Origin of the sequence: Pseudomonas sp. B21-054 (assembly GCF_026016345.1) — a bacterium.
GTDB lineage: Bacteria > Pseudomonadota > Gammaproteobacteria > Pseudomonadales > Pseudomonadaceae > Aquipseudomonas.
Window position 1 is genome coordinate 1413971 of sequence record NZ_CP087204.1, and the last position, 14244, is coordinate 1428214.

The window sequence follows — 14244 nt, forward strand, 5'->3', positions numbered from 1 at the left end:
AGCTCGCTCCCACAGGTTGTCCTCTGATTCACCAAGGAACTGATTCCATGTCCTGGACGCCTCCCGTTCACGTCCTGCTGTCGCCGATCACCGGTGACGACGAAACGCAGATCAAGCAACTCCAACTCAAGCCGCTGTACTACGCCGCGCAGAAAGACGCCCTGGCCCGGGCCGGCGATGACGAAGACGATCAGTTCTTCGAGCTGGCCAAACTGGCCACCGGACTGTCGGTCAAGGAGCTCGACCAGCTCAAGCGCCCGGACTACGTGAGCATTGCGCAATACGTGCATGAAATGTCCACCCGTCCGACGTCCCACTTCCTGGAACAGGTGGACGGTGTACCCGCCGACCCCGACCAGGTGCAGCTGCTGCAACCGCTCAACGCAGCGGGCCGCAGCGTGACGTCGCTGAGCCTGGAGATGCCGATACTGCGCGCCACTAAGGCGATGAAGAAACTGAAGACGGCCAAGGAACGCGCGGAGTTCATCACCGCCCACTGCACTGGCCTGATGATTCCCGATCTCGATCGGCTGACCGTGCCTGACTGGACCCAGTTGCAGGTGCGCATCGACGATTTTTTAAACAAACCGGCGGACTTCTTTCGGAGCGCGACATCGAAGTGATCCTCGATGTGGTGCCGCTCATTTACTCGGTAAGTGAGGCGGAAATCCTGGAGTGGGACGCCGGCAAGGCCTTGCGCCGCTACGACATCGCGATCGCTCGCCTTGGCGTGAAACAGGAGTAGAGCGGGATGGCGGACGATAGATATTCGCTCAAATACGCAGCCTTTAACGACCGTGGGCTGGCGTTCGGTAATACCAGCCTCACGAGTGGTGTGTCAGCACAAAGCACAGGCCCGTCCGCCAGGGATCAGCTGCCGGGCCTCGACCTGGCGCTGGAAAGACTTGGGCTCAAGCTCGGTCTGCTGACGACGGCTATCGAATCATTGACCTTGAGGCTTTCGGCGCAACGGGCAATGGGCGCGGCAGCCAAGGCTGAGTCGGCCAATCAGTCAAAGGGCAGCTCAGGTGGCGGTCTCGAACCGCCGAAGTTGCTGAAACCGGCGATAGCGATGGATCTGGCCATGGCCGATCTGAAGCAGGCGGCCCGGTTTACTCCTCGCCAGATCGAAGAGATGGCTGAGCCGACTCAGCGGATCGCCATCGCTCCGCTAGTGGCGGCAGGGGGGACCCAAGCGGTTGATCTGGTGAGGATCGAAAGCCTGGCCGCCACGGCCGGAATCGGTAGCGATCTGCCCAATGCCTCGGACCGACAGTTCGAGCTGCTGCGCTTCGCCAGTGATGCGGGCGTTGCTGCCTCGGCATTCAGGCTACCGGCCATGGAGGTCGCCGAGATGATGGTCGGCTGGCGCACGTCCATGAAGCTCAGCGGCGCTCAAGCCTTTGACCTGGCGGATGCCTCCAACCATCTGAGCAAGATCCCCGGTGGCGCGAAAGCGGGTGACATCGGCGCCGTCTTGCAGCGTGACGGTGCGGCGGCGACGGCGGCGGGCCTGGCCCCTGCGCATGCCGCTGCGTTGACAGCGGCATTGCTCAATACCGGTTCGCAACAAACTGAAGCCAGCGTAGCGCTCAATACCTTCACGACTGCCATGGGCAAGGGTGATCAAGCCTCCGCCACTGAGCAAGCGGCCTGGAAGCAGTTGGGGCTGGAACCGAGTGCGGTGGCGAGCGGCTTGCGCGACAAGGACACCGCGCCTGGCACAGTAATGTCGGTGCTTGCGGCTTTGAATGCGCAACCTGCCGAGAAGCGTTCGACGCTGGCCTCCACGTTGTTTAGCTCCGGTGATGAAGCGGTGCTGCGCATGGCGCAGAAACTGGCCGATGTGAACGAAGCCTTCGGACAGGTGAAAGATCCAGCCCAGTACGCCACATCGCAGCTGGGTAATGGGGGCTCGGTGAGGCAGGACGCGTTGGCGCTGTCGAACACTCGGCAAGGTCAGTTGAACGTCTTGAGTGCGCGTGCTGAGCGGCTATCGGTGAACACGGGCAATGCCCTGGCGCCCGTCGAGGCTATCTCGCTTCAGGCGCTGGGTTCGCTGGCCGATGGCATGAGTGAACTGGCTGAGTCCTCACCTAAAGCCACCGCTGCCATTGTGCTGGTTGCCGCCGCGATCAAGCCGCTGGTGGGCATGCTGCTCAAAGCCCTCGGGGATGAGGTGAGCAGCCAAGCAGCCAAGCGAGTCTTGGGGACTGCGAACATTGCGAATGCCGAGGCTGTGGGGAGCTCCGCGCTTTCCTCGGGAGGCGTGATGGCCTCGTTGCGCTCGTTTACCCGTTGGATACCCGGCATGTTCGCGTTGAGTGCGGTTCCCGAGGTGGTGGGCGGCGCCATGGACGGCGACACCCGCAAGGTCGGGGCTGGCCTGGGCAGTGCTGGCGGCGGCTGGGCGGGAGCATCGGCAGGTGCTACCGGCGGAGCCACTGTCGGCGCTTTTTTCGGTCCGCTAGGCGCGGCTATTGGTGGTGCGCTCGGTGCGGTCGCTGGCGGACTGGCAGGCAGCTGGATCGGGGGAGAGTCGGGTGCCTGGTTGGGGGACAAACTCGCCGCGCCGGCCGACAAGCTCCCCCCTCCGGATCAAGCCGCCAAGGATCTGAGCAATGCCCAGACCACCATCGCGCAGAACAGCATGACCGCCAACATCTACATCAACGGCCAGGACCAGGCCAGCGCCAGTCAATTGGCCAACCTGGTCGTGCAGCAGCTCTCGGGCCAATTCGGCTTAACGACCGTGCCCAACTCACTGGCCATGCGCAGTGATGCGGCCCTGACCGACGGAGGTACGTGATGCGTCAACAAATGGCACTTGGCAGTTTCATTTTCGGTCTGTCGAGGAATTTCGCTTACCACAACCTGGTGCACACCTCGGATGGCGGCTGGAAGAGCATCGACATCCTCACCAGCAAACCCAAGTCCAGCCAGGTCGGCCAGGGCCTGCAAGGGCTGACGATCACGGGCAAGTCGATGTATGCGACTGCCATGGATCGACTCGATGAGCTAAGGGCATTGCAGGCCCGGCGCATCCCCCTGCCGTTGGTGGATGGCATCGGCCGCAACTGGGGCCTCTGGCAGATCAACAAGGTGACGGAAACCCAGACCGAGATCATCGATGACGGCACCGCGATGGTGGTCGGTTGGGTCATTGAATTGACGGAGTTCGCCAATGCGTAGAGTTCGAAGCATCGCCGGTGATTCGGTGAATCTGTTGCTGTACCGCGAGCTTGAGCGTTGTGACGATGCCTCCGAGGAAGCGCTGTGGCGGCTCAATCCGACGTTGGCCGAATGGGGGTCGGTCCTGCCGGCAGGTGTGTGGGTCGTGTTGCCGGAAGTGGACCTCAAGCCCGTGGCAACCCCGCCGGTTTCGGCTTGGGATTAAGGAGGCGATATGTCACTGGGTTTCACTCCCTCGGTAGAAATTTACGGCGCGAACGCCGCGCTGCTCAACGAACGATTGCTCAGTTGGAGCCACGTCGACGCGGCGGGAATCGAGTCCGACCAACTGACGTTGACGATCAGCCTGGAGGGGCTTGAAGGCTTGCCCAGCCTGGGCGGGAAAATCGGTCTGCGGGTCGGTTACCTGGAGTCGGGGCTGGTGGACAAGGGCGAGTTCGTCATTACCCGGCGCACGCCGACGCTGTTCCCGTTGCGCCTGACCTTGGTGGCCATGGCCGCGCCGTTCAGTGCGGCGGACCAGACCGGATTCAAACAGCGCCGCTCCGTCAGCCATGGCCCGACGACCTTGGGTGCGCTGTTTCGTCAATTGACCTCCAGGCACGGCTTTTCTCCGCGTGTGGCGCCGGACTTGTCGCTGATCAAGATCGAACACATCGACCAGTCCAACGAAACCGACATGGGGTTCCTGACGCGCCTGGCCCACCGTTACGACGCGGTCGCCAAGCCGGTCAACGAGTTGTATGTACTGGCGCGGCGCGGTCAGGCGAAGTCGTTGTCTGGCAAAGTCCTGCCGCAGATCCAACTGTCGGTGACGACGAACAATCGTCCGGGCGACCAGGCTTTTATCTCGGCTGTCCTTGATGAAACCGCCCGGGCGAAATACCAGGGTTGCAAGACCCGTTGGTGGGACGCGGCAACCGGCACATTGCGAGTGGAGGAGAGCGGCATCGCGCCGTTCAAGACCCTTCGCCAGCGTTTCCAGAGCGCCAACGACGCCCGCGCCGCCGGTGAAGGGGAGGTGCGCCGGATGATGCGCGAAGCACTCAAGGTGAAGATCGAATGCCCGGGCAACCCGGGGCTGTCGGCGGAAGGCATCGTGCTGCTGGACCCCACCTGGCCGGACTTTATGCGCGGTCGCTGGTCGATCGACAAAGTTACCGCCTCCGGTGACCGTGCAAACAGCTATCGCTGCAAGATTGACGCGACCTGCATCGATGCCAGGGGCTGACTCTGGTCCCCGTGTGAGCGAGCTTGCTTGCGAGTGGGCGACTCTAAATAACGAACTTCGATGACCTGGCTATGGACGTGACACAGCAGCAACTCATCAACATCATGCCCAATGCCCGCTCCCAAGCGGGCGTTTTTGTTTCTCCCCTTAACACCGCCATGTCCCGGCACCATATCGACAGGCCTAAACGCATCGCCGCGTTTCTGGCGCAGGTCGGCCATGAATCGGGGCAATTGCGCTATGTGCGCGAGCTCGGCGGTGAGCAATACCTCAGCCAGTACGACACGGGACCGTTGGCCGTGCGCCTGGGCAATACGCCCCAGGCCGACGGGGACGGTCAGAAATACCGTGGCCGAGGCCTGATTCAGATAACCGGTCACGACAATTACCTTCGTTGCAGCCTGGGTTTGTTTGGCGACGAACGCCTGCTGGCTTTGCCGCAGTTGCTGGAGCAACCGCAATGGGCCGCTGAATCGGCTGCATGGTTCTGGGAGCAAAACGGCTTGAACGAACTGGCTGATCGCGACCAGTTCAACAGCATCACCCGACGCATCAACGGCGGCTTGAACGGTTTGGAGGATCGCCTGCAACTCTGGGCGCGGGCGAGGGCGGTGTTATGCCAGCCTTCGGCCTGATGCCTTTTTCTGCTCGCACCCTGGGCATTGTCGTTTTACTGGCAGTGTTGGCGGGTGGTCCGGCGATGCTGGCGTGGCGACTCCAGGATTGGCGTTATGGCCAACAATTGGCGCAACTGGCCCAAGCCCAGGCCGCGACGTTGAGTCAGATAAGCCAGGCGGCAGCGATGCAGCAAAAGGCCGAGCAAGACAAACGCCTGGCCCTGGAACAACAACTCTCTACCAGCGAACACACCCATTACCGAGCCTTGAGCGATGCCCAACGTGACCAGGATCGCCTGCGCGATCGCCTTGCTACTGCCGATGTCCGGTTGTCAGTCCTCCTCGACGCCAACGATGTTGCCGCCGGCTGTGCAGTGCCTGCCACCGCCGGCGCCGGCGGCCTGGATCATGGCGCCCCACGCGCCCGACTTGACCCGGCGCATGCTCAACGAATTATCGCCATCACCGACGAAGGCGACCGTGGATTGATCGCCTTGCAGGCCTGCCAGGCTTACGTCAAGGCGTTGGGTCAGTAGTCCGCCGAGCCTTGCAAGCTACGAACGCTCGTGTACGGTAGGCCCCAATTGCGTCGAATCAGGAGAGCATCATGGACGACATTACTGAGCTGGCCGCTGAGCTGGGCCGGCGCCTGCAATTGCTCAATGCCCATGTGACCACGGCCGAGTCCTGTACCGGTGGTGGGATTGCCGAGGCGATCACCCGGATTCCCGGGAGTTCGGCCTGGTTCGAGGCGGGCTACGTGACCTATTCCAATCGCCAGAAAACCCAGCAACTGAATGTGCCGGGCGAGCTGTTCGAGAGGGTCGGGGCGGTCAGCCGTGAGGTGGTCGAGGCCATGGCGCGGGGTGCCCAGCAGAAAAGCCTGGCGCGGTTTGCCGTGGCGGTCAGTGGTGTGGCCGGACCGGACGGTGGTTCGCCGAGCAAGCCGGTGGGCACCGTGTGGCTCGCCTGGGGCGTCGGCGACAGGGTTTTCAGCGAGCAGCGATTCTTTCCGGGCAACCGCGATGAGGTCCGCCGACAAACGGTGAAGGCCGCGCTAGAGGGGCTGTTACAACATGCCTCTGTAGAAATCTCAAATCAGGGGTAGGCGATCCTGAATCGCTGTGGAATAATACTGGCTACTTATACAGGTGTTGGCCGTCAGGCCTTATTGATTACGTGAGGACTTTAATGGACGACAACAAGAAGAAAGCCTTGGCTGCGGCCTTGGGTCAGATCGAACGTCAATTCGGCAAGGGTGCCGTAATGCGTATGGGTGATCAGGACCGTCAGGCTATTCCTTCCATCTCCACCGGCTCCCTGGGCCTGGACATCGCGCTTGGCATCGGCGGGCTGCCAAAAGGCCGTATCGTTGAAATCTACGGTCCTGAGTCGTCCGGTAAAACCACATTGACCCTGTCCGTGATTGCCCAGGCTCAAAAAGCCGGCGCGACTTGCGCCTTCGTCGACGCCGAACACGCCCTGGACCCGGAATACGCCGGCAAACTGGGGGTCAACGTCGATGACCTGCTGGTTTCCCAGCCGGACACCGGTGAACAGGCCCTGGAAATCACCGACATGCTGGTGCGTTCCAATGCCGTCGACGTGATCATCGTCGACTCCGTGGCGGCGCTGGTGCCGAAAGCTGAAATCGAAGGTGAAATGGGCGACATGCACGTGGGCCTCCAGGCTCGCCTGATGTCCCAGGCCCTGCGCAAGATCACCGGTAACATCAAGAACGCCAACTGCCTGGTGATCTTCATCAACCAGATCCGCATGAAGATCGGCGTGATGTTCGGCAGCCCGGAAACCACCACCGGTGGTAACGCACTGAAGTTCTACGCCTCGGTTCGCCTGGACATCCGCCGTACTGGCGCGGTGAAGGAAGGTGATGAGGTTGTCGGCAGCGAAACCCGCGTCAAGGTTGTGAAGAACAAAGTAGCTTCGCCGTTCCGTCAGGCGGAGTTCCAGATTCTTTACGGCAAGGGCATCTATCTCAATGGCGAGATGATCGACCTGGGTGTGTTGCACGGTTTCGTCGAAAAATCTGGCGCCTGGTATGCCTACAACGGCACCAAGATCGGTCAGGGCAAGGCCAACTCGGCCAAGTTCCTGGCGGACAACCCGGAAGTTGCCGCAGCCCTCGAGAAGCAACTGCGTGACAAGCTGTTGAGCCCGGTGGCGGACGTCAAGGCAGTAGCGAATCGCGAAACTGTTGATGACCTGGCTGACGCTGATCTCTGATTGATTCGATGACCGCCGTACTCGATACCCTCGTCGCGGTGCGACGAACCGCGATGGACCTGCTCGCCAGACGCGAGCATGGTCGGGTCGAGCTGACGCGTAAACTGCGTCAGCGCGGTGCTCCCGATGAACTGATCGACACGGCGCTCGACCGTTTGACGGAAGAGGGCTTGTTGTCGGAGTCCCGCTACCTTGAGAGCTTTGTCTCTTATCGCGCCCGCTCGGGTTACGGTCCGTTACGGATTCGCGAGGAGCTCGGGCAGCGTGGCTTGCAACGCCCGGATATCGAACTCGCCCTGCGCGAAAGTGGTATCGATTGGCAGGCGCAACTGGCGGACACCTGGCGTCGCAAATTCTCAGGGCATTTGCCCATCGATGCACGAGAGCGAGCCAAGCAAGGGCGTTTCCTGGCGTATCGAGGGTACTCCATGGAAATGATCAACCGATTGTTCAGCGGTCGCGGCATCGATGATTAAACAAGAACGGCCCGCTATTTCGATAGCGGGCCGTTTTTTTATGGGCTCAGGTTGCCTTGATCGGTTCCCACGTGAGCGGGTGAGGTTCGGGAGTGGGCCGGGCCCAGTTTTCCGACAGGTTGATGTAGTCCACCAATTCCCTTAAGCGGCCGTGGTCGCGGGCGTTGAAGGTAAACGCCAGTCGTGTCAAATGACTGAACCGGGCTTCGTCGTGCTCCTCGCCGCTGTAGTCATGTTGATGAAAACAGTCGTTCAGGCACAGGTCGGCAAATTCTCCCTGCATTTGCTGCAGCGCCTGCTCGCTGAGCTTGTGATTCATGCGAATCACGAACTGGTGCTTGAGCCAGCGGCTGGAGTGGAAGTTGCGATAGAACTGGTTGATCTCTTCCACGGCTTCTTCGGCGTTGTACACCAGGCGCATCAATTTCATGTCAGTGGGCAGGATGTAGCGGTTTTCCGCCAGTTGCTCACGGATGAAATCCAGGGCGCCTTGCCAGAACTTGCCGCCTGGAACGTCCAGCAGTACCACGGGCACCAGGGGACTTTTACCCGTTTGGATCAGTGTCAGGACTTCCAGCGCTTCATCGAGGGTACCAAAGCCGCCCGGGCAGAGCACCAGTGCATCGGCCTCCTTGACGAAGAACAGTTTGCGGGTGAAGAAAAAGTGGAACGGCAGCAGGTTCGGTGTGCCTTCAACGGTCGGGTTCGCGTGCTGTTCGAAGGGCAGGGTGATGTTGAAACCCAGGCTGTGGTCCCGCCCCGCGCCTTCATGGGCGGCGGCCATGATGCCACCGCCGGCGCCGGTGATGACCATCATGTCCGAACGGGCCAGCGCCGCCCCCAGCTCTCGAGCCAGGCCGTACAGCGGATGTTCGATGGGCGTGCGGGCCGAGCCAAAGACCGTGACCTTGCGTCGACCCTTGAACTGTTCGAGCGTGCGGAACGCGTGCTCCAGTTCCCGTAGGGCCTGCAAGGTGATCTTGGCATTCCAGCGGTTGTGATCTTCCTGGGCCATGCGCAGCACGGTCAGGATCATGTCGCGGTAGATGGGGAGGTTCGGGCTGTTGGGTGATACCAGGTTGAGTTGCTCTTCGACCTTGCGGGTGAGGTCGTGGCCATGGCTCTCAAAATGCCGACTGAGCAGGTCATTCGGTTTATAAGGCATTCAACTTCTCCTTCTTAACAGGACCCCGGCCCGAACGAGAGATTCGTCAGGGCCACGACACTCCGTGTGTCGTTGTCGGCCCAGGCCTGTGCCTGGACGTTCGACCTGGCTCGACGCGATCTATGGCAGGCGATCAAGCCATCCTGCGGGTCCTGCTTTTTCCTTGAATGAAAGAACAATCACACAGCAAGGTGTTGGCGGGGCAGCCTCGTTCTGCCCGATGAAACACAGATACTTCTGAATCTAGCTGATCTTCGCTGTCCTGATCATGGCGCTCAAAAGTGACCGTTGGCAACCGCTGGATACACGCGCTGAAATACCTGCCGCTCGTCAGATGGCCGACCGGGTAGGTGCCGCTCTGATTTACTGATAGTAAGCGTGCCAATGCAATTCGGCGCTCAGGGCTGGGCGCCACGCGATGGACTGAACGGGATCGGGCATGGAGGCGGGAGAGATGACCAGGGTGACTCTGGAACTCGACAGGCAGTTGTACCTGACATTGCTGGAAGCGGCTCAGGCCAATCAGGTAAGTCTTGAAGAGGAATGCTGCCGACGGTTGGAAGGCCGGGCGTGGCGCTCGCGTTATCTGCAGGCGCTGGTGGCGGAACTGCGCGCCGACGATGAACAGCGGCGCGCACGTTCGGGTTGATTACTTCTTCGTCTTGGCCGGTTTCGGGCAGTCCGATTCCTGGAAGCGTTCGGTCGCGACCGGGCGATTGGTCTTAACCTCGGTGAACTCGTAGCGCATGGTGGCGCCCTTGGCCATCAGCTTGCGAAAGCCTGGATTGGTGCACACCGTGGAGCCCAGCTGGAAATACACGGCCTTGGGGTCGGCACGCATTTTCTGGGCGTGGCTGCTTTGCACACTGAGGTGGTTGATCAGCTCGGTGCCTTCGACGGTATAACCCTGGTCGAGAATGTCTTCGTTGATCGCCCGTGGCGTGCCGACGCTGCTTTGCGTGGCCACGTTCTGCAGCATCTTGTTCAGTTCGAGTTCTTTCAGCGAAGCAGCCTGAGCGCTGAGGGACGTCGCCAGCAGAACGGCAACGGTAGGGACGATAAGGCGCAGCATGAAACTCTCCTGGTTCAGTGACTGGTGGTTCGACCGATCACATGACTGTGCGTTCAGTGGCGGGAAATTATAGGGGAGCCCGGGCGCACGGTACAGGCTTGCGCGCTCTGATAGACTGCCGGCCTCAATTGCCTTGCCGAGTGTTGTTCGTGTCGAGTTTTCCTGTCTGTCGGCGTCGCCTACGATGAATCATGCCCCTAACGCCGTAGCCCGCCTGCGCGACCAGCGCATCGATGAGGGTATCAAGCCGATTCAGGCCCGTGGTTGGCGCGCTCCCCGTTGCGGCGCCTGTCGGGTGATCGAGAGTCATTGCCTGTGTGCCTGGCGTCCAAGCGTCGAGACCCGCTCCGGGATCTGCCTGATCATGACCAACAAGGAAGTGTTCAAGCCGAGCAACACCGGTTGGTTGATTGCCGACGTGGTGCGCGACAATCACGCCTTCATCTGGTCACGCACCGAGGTCGACGCACAATTGCTGGCGCTGCTGAAGGACCCGCAATGGCAGCCGTACCTGGTATTTCCTGGCGAATACGTCGAGCCATCTCGGGTCACCCACACGGTGGAACTCGATTCTGCCAAGCGTCCGCTGTTCATTCTGTTGGACGCGACCTGGACCGAGGCGCGGAAGATTTTCCGTAAAAGCCCCTATTTTGATCGGCTGCCGATCCTGAGCCTGCTGCCCGACAAGTTGTCGCGCTACCGTCTGCGCCGTTCCACCCGCAGTGAGCACCTGTGCACCGCCGAAGTGGCGGCGTTGTGCCTGGAGTTGGCAGGGGACCGCGATGCCGCGTCGGCCCTGGACGCCTATTTCGATGTGTTCAGCCAGCATTACCTGGGCGCCAAACGCCAGCAGGAGGTGAATGTATCGACCCCGGCCCATGCGCAGTTGCAGCCCTTTATCCGTACGGCGCAAGCAGTGTTGGCCCAATAGTGGCCCATACTGCACGCAGCGGTGGCAGTGCTGCTTGACCACCCTGGCTTCGCTGGGCATGCTGAGCGCCGACCAGGGTGCGGCCCAAGTTTGAAACGCTGTGTTTGGCGTTGAACAGGCCCCTGTGGATACCGCTGCTGGGCGGTATCTTGAGTGGTTTTGGCGAGGCGCGAATGCATCGGGCCTGCCATTAAAAAACAGGATCATTTTAAAAATGGCCACATACGAAATCCTGATTGCTGATGATCACCCGCTCTTTCGCAGTGCGTTGCATCAGGCAGTGACCCTGGGTCTTGGCCCGGATGTCCGGCTGACGGAGGTGGCCAGCATTGCGGAACTGGAGGTCCAGTTGACCGAAAAGGCCGACTGGGACCTGGTGCTGTTGGATTTGAATATGCCAGGTGCCTATGGCTTTTCAGGTTTGGTGCTATTGCGTGGTCAATACCCGCAGATCCCGGTGGTGATGGTTTCGGCCCAGGAAGAAGCGTCGGTGATGGTCAAGGCCCGGGAATTCGGTGCCAGCGGCTTCATTCCCAAATCCAGCTCTCTGGAACAGATTCAAAAAGCCGTGAAGGCTGTGTTGGATGGCGATGCGTCCTGGCCGCCCCAGGCGTTCGAAGCGGTCAGCGTGTCCGCCGAAGCCAAAGCCGCCAGCGAAGGCCTGGCCAGCCTCACGCCGCAGCAGTTCCGAGTGTTGACCATGGTTTGCGAAGGCTTGCTGAACAAGCAGATTGCCTATGAGCTGAGCGTGTCAGAGGCCACCATCAAGGCCCACGTAACGGCTATCTTCCGTAAACTGAACGTGCGCACCCGGACCCAGGCGGCCTTGTTGTTGCAACAACTTGAGTCAATTTCACCGCAGCCTTAATGCCTTTATTCACGCTTTTTTGACCGGTTTTGAATTAGCTTCTCCCACTCCTTTCGATCAGTTGCCTACTCATATGTCACCTTTTAAAGGCCAAACGGGCCTCAAACGCATCCTCAACGCCTCTGGCTATTCCTTGGACGGGCTGCGTGCAGCGTTTGTCGGCGAAGCGGCTTTCCGCCAGTTGGTGTTGCTCAATGCCGTGCTGATTCCGTTGTCGTTTTTCCTGAATGTCAGCCGCGTCGAGCAGGCGCTGTTGATTGCGGTCTGCCTGCTGGCGTTGATTGTGGAATTGCTCAACTCTGCGGTGGAGGCGGCCATCGATCGCATTTCGCTGGAACTGCACCCACTGTCGAAAAACGCCAAGGACATGGGCAGCGCCGCCCAGTTGGTGGCGCTGACGATGATCGCGTTGGTGTGGGGCGTGGTGCTGCTTTAAGCGTTCAGGCGTTCAGGCAATGGCCGGCAGCACGATTTCATCGCTGCGCTGGACCCCGGCGGTGAAGGCTCGGCACAGTTCGAGGAACTCACGCATGGCCGATGTCTGGTATTTCTGTTTATGCCAGATGAAATAAAATTGCCGGGCCAGGTCCATGTCCGGGGTTTCCACCGCGACGAGGCTGCCCCGGCGGAAAGCGTCGCGCAGGGCCAGGCGTGAGATGCAGCCAATCCCCAGGCCGGACTCCACGGCACGCTTGATGGCTTCGGTGTGCTCCAGCTCCAGGCGGATGTTCAACGCGCTGCGATGGTGGCGCATGGCTTGGTCGAAGGTCAGGCGTGTGCCGGAGCCCTGTTCGCGTAGAATCCACGCTTCATGGGTCAGCTCCTCCATGGTCGCCTGGCCGCGCTTGGCCAACGGATGTTGAGGTGCGCAGAACACCACCAATTCGTCCTCGACCCAGCTCTGTACTTCGATGTCCGGATGGCTGCAATCGCCTTCGATTAGACCCAGATCAATTTCATAGTGGGCAACCTGTTGCACGATATTGGCAGTGTTCTGTACGTGCAGCTTCACCTGGCTTTCCGGATGGCGCTGCATGAAGCCGCCGATCAGCAGGGTCGCCAGGTAGTTGCCGATGGTCAGGGTCGCACCGACCGCCAGTGAGCCGAAACCGGACTTGCCGTTGAGCAGGTCTTCGATCTCCTTGGCCTGGTCCAGCAGCGCCACCGCTTGGGGCAACAGTTGCTTGCCCAGGGCATTGAGGCTCAGGCGTTTGCCGGCGCGGTCGAACAATTGGCAGCTGGATTGACGCTCCAGTTCGGTGATGGAGGTGCTGGCGGCCGACTGCGAAAGATTGAGCAAGCCCGCAGCACGGGACACACTCTCTTGCTGAGCGACGGCGACGAAGACTTGAAGTTGACGTAGAGTAAATCGCATATCGATATAACCGATAACCCTTATCTTAATAATCCATTTAACAGATATTGTCGCCGCCATTAGAATGCGATGCAATTGCGCACATTGACGACGCAGGCATCATTCCCAGGAGTCCCCGTACATGAGCAACATGAACCACGAGCGTGTCCTCAGTGTTCATCACTGGAACGACACTCTGTTCAGCTTCAAGTGCACCCGCGATCCGGGCCTGCGCTTCGAGAACGGTCAGTTCGTGATGATCGGCCTGCAGCAGCCCAATGGCCGCCCGCTTATGCGCGCTTACTCGATTGCCAGCCCGAACTGGGAAGAGCATCTCGAATTCTTCAGCATCAAGGTGCCTGACGGTCCGCTGACTTCCCAGTTGCAGCACCTGAAGGAAGGCGACGAGATCATCATCAGCAAGAAGCCCACCGGCACGCTGGTGCTGGACGACCTCAAGCCTGGCAAGCATTTGTACCTGCTCAGCACCGGCACTGGTCTGGCGCCGTTCATGAGCGTCATCCAGGATCCGGAAACCTATGAGCGTTTCGAAAAAGTGATCCTGTGCCACGGCGTGCGTTACGTCAATGAAGTCGCCTACCGCGAGTTCATTACCGAGCACTTGCCCCAGAATGAGTTCTTCGGCGAAGCCCTGCGGGACAAGCTGATCTATTACCCGACCGTGACTCGCGAGCCGTTCGAGAACGAAGGCCGCCTGACCGACCTGATGCGCAGCGGCAAGCTGTTCCGCGACATTGGCCTGCCACCGATCAACCCGCAGGACGACCGTGCGATGTTGTGCGGCAGCCCGAGCATGCTCGACGAAACCAGCGAAGTACTCAACAGCTTCGGCCTGACCGTTTCGCCACGCATGCGTGAGCCGGGTGATTACCTGATCGAGCGGGCGTTTGTAGAGAAGTAAGGTGTTGTGGTGACTGATAGATCGCCATCGCGAGCAAGCTCGCTCCCACAGGTTGTTCACGCGTTTGGATTCAATCCAAATACCCATGTGGGAGCGAGCTTGCTCGCGATGGCAGCGACTCGGTCCAGCTGACAGAGCATAAAAAAGCCCGCGCCGCCTGATAAAGGCCGCG

19 protein-coding genes are annotated in these 14244 nt (G+C 60.4%); 16 read left to right on the top strand and 3 right to left on the bottom strand.

The window, feature by feature from the left end; translation table 11 throughout:
- The first annotated feature begins 47 nt into the window (after positions 1-47).
- The 11 genes from LOY70_RS06210 to recX all read left to right on the top strand — a co-directional run bounded on the left by LOY70_RS06210 (position 48) and on the right by recX (position 7760).
- Positions 48-623 (top strand): phage tail assembly protein, encoded by a 576-nt coding sequence (locus LOY70_RS06210; protein ID WP_265034202.1) that lies wholly within the window; start codon positions 48-50, stop codon positions 621-623.
- Positions 620-745: a hypothetical protein gene (locus LOY70_RS06215; protein WP_256573040.1), complete on the top strand. Its 126-nt coding sequence runs from the start codon at positions 620-622 to the stop codon at positions 743-745. Before LOY70_RS06210 ends, LOY70_RS06215 begins: the two co-directional genes overlap by 4 nt.
- Before the next feature lie 6 nt (positions 746-751).
- Positions 752-2809: a phage tail tape measure protein gene (locus tag LOY70_RS06220; protein WP_265034204.1), complete on the top strand. Its 2058-nt coding sequence runs from the start codon at positions 752-754 to the stop codon at positions 2807-2809.
- On the top strand, positions 2809-3192 hold the full coding sequence (locus LOY70_RS06225; protein ID WP_265034205.1) for a phage tail protein: 384 nt from the start codon (positions 2809-2811) through the stop codon (positions 3190-3192). Before LOY70_RS06220 ends, LOY70_RS06225 begins: the two co-directional genes overlap by 1 nt.
- Positions 3185-3397 carry a tail protein X gene (locus LOY70_RS06230; RefSeq protein ID WP_265034207.1) on the top strand — a complete coding sequence of 71 codons (213 nt, stop codon included), beginning with the start codon at positions 3185-3187 and terminating at the stop codon, positions 3395-3397. The genes LOY70_RS06225 and LOY70_RS06230 overlap by 8 nt, the downstream gene beginning before the upstream one ends.
- 9 nt (positions 3398-3406) lie before the next feature.
- Positions 3407-4423: a contractile injection system protein, VgrG/Pvc8 family gene (locus LOY70_RS06235; protein WP_265034208.1), complete on the top strand. Its 1017-nt coding sequence runs from the start codon at positions 3407-3409 to the stop codon at positions 4421-4423.
- Positions 4424-4494: 71 nt separating this feature from the next.
- Positions 4495-5058 carry a glycoside hydrolase family 19 protein gene (locus LOY70_RS06240; protein WP_265034209.1) on the top strand — a complete coding sequence of 188 codons (564 nt, stop codon included), beginning with the start codon at positions 4495-4497 and terminating at the stop codon, positions 5056-5058.
- Positions 5040-5576, top strand: coding sequence for a lysis protein (locus LOY70_RS06245; protein WP_265034211.1), 537 nt, complete (start codon positions 5040-5042; stop codon positions 5574-5576). Before LOY70_RS06240 ends, LOY70_RS06245 begins: the two co-directional genes overlap by 19 nt.
- A gap of 71 nt (positions 5577-5647) precedes the next feature.
- The gene (locus LOY70_RS06250) at positions 5648-6148 is read left to right on the top strand and encodes a CinA family protein (protein WP_123342489.1); all 501 of its coding nucleotides are present in this window, start codon (positions 5648-5650) and stop codon (positions 6146-6148) included.
- A gap of 83 nt (positions 6149-6231) precedes the next feature.
- On the top strand, positions 6232-7284 hold the full coding sequence (gene recA / locus LOY70_RS06255) for a recombinase RecA (RefSeq protein ID WP_003184807.1): 1053 nt from the start codon (positions 6232-6234) through the stop codon (positions 7282-7284).
- Between the two features lie 8 nt (positions 7285-7292).
- Positions 7293-7760: a recombination regulator RecX gene (gene recX / locus LOY70_RS06260; protein ID WP_265034214.1), complete on the top strand. Its 468-nt coding sequence runs from the start codon at positions 7293-7295 to the stop codon at positions 7758-7760.
- A gap of 46 nt (positions 7761-7806) precedes the next feature.
- On the opposite strand, the gene LOY70_RS06265 is transcribed toward recX, so the two are convergent.
- On the bottom strand, positions 7807-8925 hold the full coding sequence (locus LOY70_RS06265) for a TIGR00730 family Rossman fold protein (RefSeq protein ID WP_265034215.1): 1119 nt from the start codon (positions 8923-8925) through the stop codon (positions 7807-7809).
- A 454-nt stretch (positions 8926-9379) separates the two neighbouring features.
- On the opposite strand from LOY70_RS06265, the gene LOY70_RS06270 reads away from it, so the two are divergent.
- On the top strand, positions 9380-9574 hold the full coding sequence (locus tag LOY70_RS06270) for a hypothetical protein (RefSeq protein ID WP_025212164.1): 195 nt from the start codon (positions 9380-9382) through the stop codon (positions 9572-9574).
- On the opposite strand, the gene LOY70_RS06275 is transcribed toward LOY70_RS06270, so the two are convergent.
- On the bottom strand, positions 9575-9997 hold the full coding sequence (locus LOY70_RS06275; RefSeq protein WP_025212165.1) for a quorum-sensing-regulated virulence factor family protein: 423 nt from the start codon (positions 9995-9997) through the stop codon (positions 9575-9577).
- A gap of 184 nt (positions 9998-10181) precedes the next feature.
- Between LOY70_RS06275 and LOY70_RS06280 the strand changes: the two genes are divergently transcribed.
- The 3 genes from LOY70_RS06280 (at position 10182) to LOY70_RS06290 (ending at position 12232) form a co-directional block, all read left to right on the top strand.
- The gene (locus LOY70_RS06280) at positions 10182-10928 is read left to right on the top strand and encodes a tRNA-uridine aminocarboxypropyltransferase (protein WP_265034216.1); all 747 of its coding nucleotides are present in this window, start codon (positions 10182-10184) and stop codon (positions 10926-10928) included.
- Positions 10929-11142: 214 nt separating this feature from the next.
- Positions 11143-11796 (top strand): response regulator transcription factor ErdR, encoded by a 654-nt coding sequence (erdR, locus tag LOY70_RS06285; RefSeq protein WP_265034218.1) that lies wholly within the window; start codon positions 11143-11145, stop codon positions 11794-11796.
- Positions 11797-11869: 73 nt separating this feature from the next.
- Entirely contained in the window at positions 11870-12232 is a 363-nt protein-coding gene (locus tag LOY70_RS06290) for a diacylglycerol kinase (RefSeq protein ID WP_025212168.1), read from the top strand.
- Between the two features lie 12 nt (positions 12233-12244).
- Here the strand turns inward: LOY70_RS06290 and LOY70_RS06295 are convergent, their stop codons facing one another.
- Positions 12245-13171: a LysR family transcriptional regulator gene (locus tag LOY70_RS06295; RefSeq protein WP_025212169.1), complete on the bottom strand. Its 927-nt coding sequence runs from the start codon at positions 13169-13171 to the stop codon at positions 12245-12247.
- A 121-nt stretch (positions 13172-13292) separates the two neighbouring features.
- On the opposite strand from LOY70_RS06295, the gene fpr reads away from it, so the two are divergent.
- Complete coding sequence (gene fpr / locus LOY70_RS06300; RefSeq protein WP_003184787.1) at positions 13293-14072, top strand: ferredoxin-NADP reductase; 780 nt, start codon at positions 13293-13295, stop codon at positions 14070-14072.
- Positions 14073-14244 lie beyond the last annotated feature (172 nt).

Bases quoted from the DNA above. Each gene is read 5' to 3' on its own strand.
- recX (WP_265034214.1), top strand. From the start codon at position 7,293: ATGACCGCCGTACTCGATACCCTCGTCGCGGTGCGACGAACCGCGATG.
- LOY70_RS06290 (WP_025212168.1), top strand. From the start codon at position 11,870: ATGTCACCTTTTAAAGGCCAAACGGGCCTCAAACGCATCCTCAACGCC.
- LOY70_RS06250 (WP_123342489.1), top strand. From the start codon at position 5,648: ATGGACGACATTACTGAGCTGGCCGCTGAGCTGGGCCGGCGCCTGCAA.
- fpr (WP_003184787.1), top strand. From the start codon at position 13,293: ATGAGCAACATGAACCACGAGCGTGTCCTCAGTGTTCATCACTGGAAC.
- LOY70_RS06275 (WP_025212165.1), bottom strand. From the start codon at position 9,997: ATGCTGCGCCTTATCGTCCCTACCGTTGCCGTTCTGCTGGCGACGTCC.
- LOY70_RS06225 (WP_265034205.1), top strand. From the start codon at position 2,809: ATGCGTCAACAAATGGCACTTGGCAGTTTCATTTTCGGTCTGTCGAGG.
- LOY70_RS06295 (WP_025212169.1), bottom strand. From the start codon at position 13,171: ATGCGATTTACTCTACGTCAACTTCAAGTCTTCGTCGCCGTCGCTCAG.
- LOY70_RS06230 (WP_265034207.1), top strand. From the start codon at position 3,185: ATGCGTAGAGTTCGAAGCATCGCCGGTGATTCGGTGAATCTGTTGCTG.
- LOY70_RS06270 (WP_025212164.1), top strand. From the start codon at position 9,380: ATGACCAGGGTGACTCTGGAACTCGACAGGCAGTTGTACCTGACATTG.
- LOY70_RS06280 (WP_265034216.1), top strand. From the start codon at position 10,182: ATGAATCATGCCCCTAACGCCGTAGCCCGCCTGCGCGACCAGCGCATC.
- LOY70_RS06245 (WP_265034211.1), top strand. From the start codon at position 5,040: ATGCCAGCCTTCGGCCTGATGCCTTTTTCTGCTCGCACCCTGGGCATT.
- LOY70_RS06240 (WP_265034209.1), top strand. From the start codon at position 4,495: ATGGACGTGACACAGCAGCAACTCATCAACATCATGCCCAATGCCCGC.
- LOY70_RS06265 (WP_265034215.1), bottom strand. From the start codon at position 8,925: ATGCCTTATAAACCGAATGACCTGCTCAGTCGGCATTTTGAGAGCCAT.
- LOY70_RS06235 (WP_265034208.1), top strand. From the start codon at position 3,407: ATGTCACTGGGTTTCACTCCCTCGGTAGAAATTTACGGCGCGAACGCC.
- erdR (WP_265034218.1), top strand. From the start codon at position 11,143: ATGGCCACATACGAAATCCTGATTGCTGATGATCACCCGCTCTTTCGC.
- recA (WP_003184807.1), top strand. From the start codon at position 6,232: ATGGACGACAACAAGAAGAAAGCCTTGGCTGCGGCCTTGGGTCAGATC.
- LOY70_RS06210 (WP_265034202.1), top strand. From the start codon at position 48: ATGTCCTGGACGCCTCCCGTTCACGTCCTGCTGTCGCCGATCACCGGT.
- LOY70_RS06220 (WP_265034204.1), top strand. From the start codon at position 752: ATGGCGGACGATAGATATTCGCTCAAATACGCAGCCTTTAACGACCGT.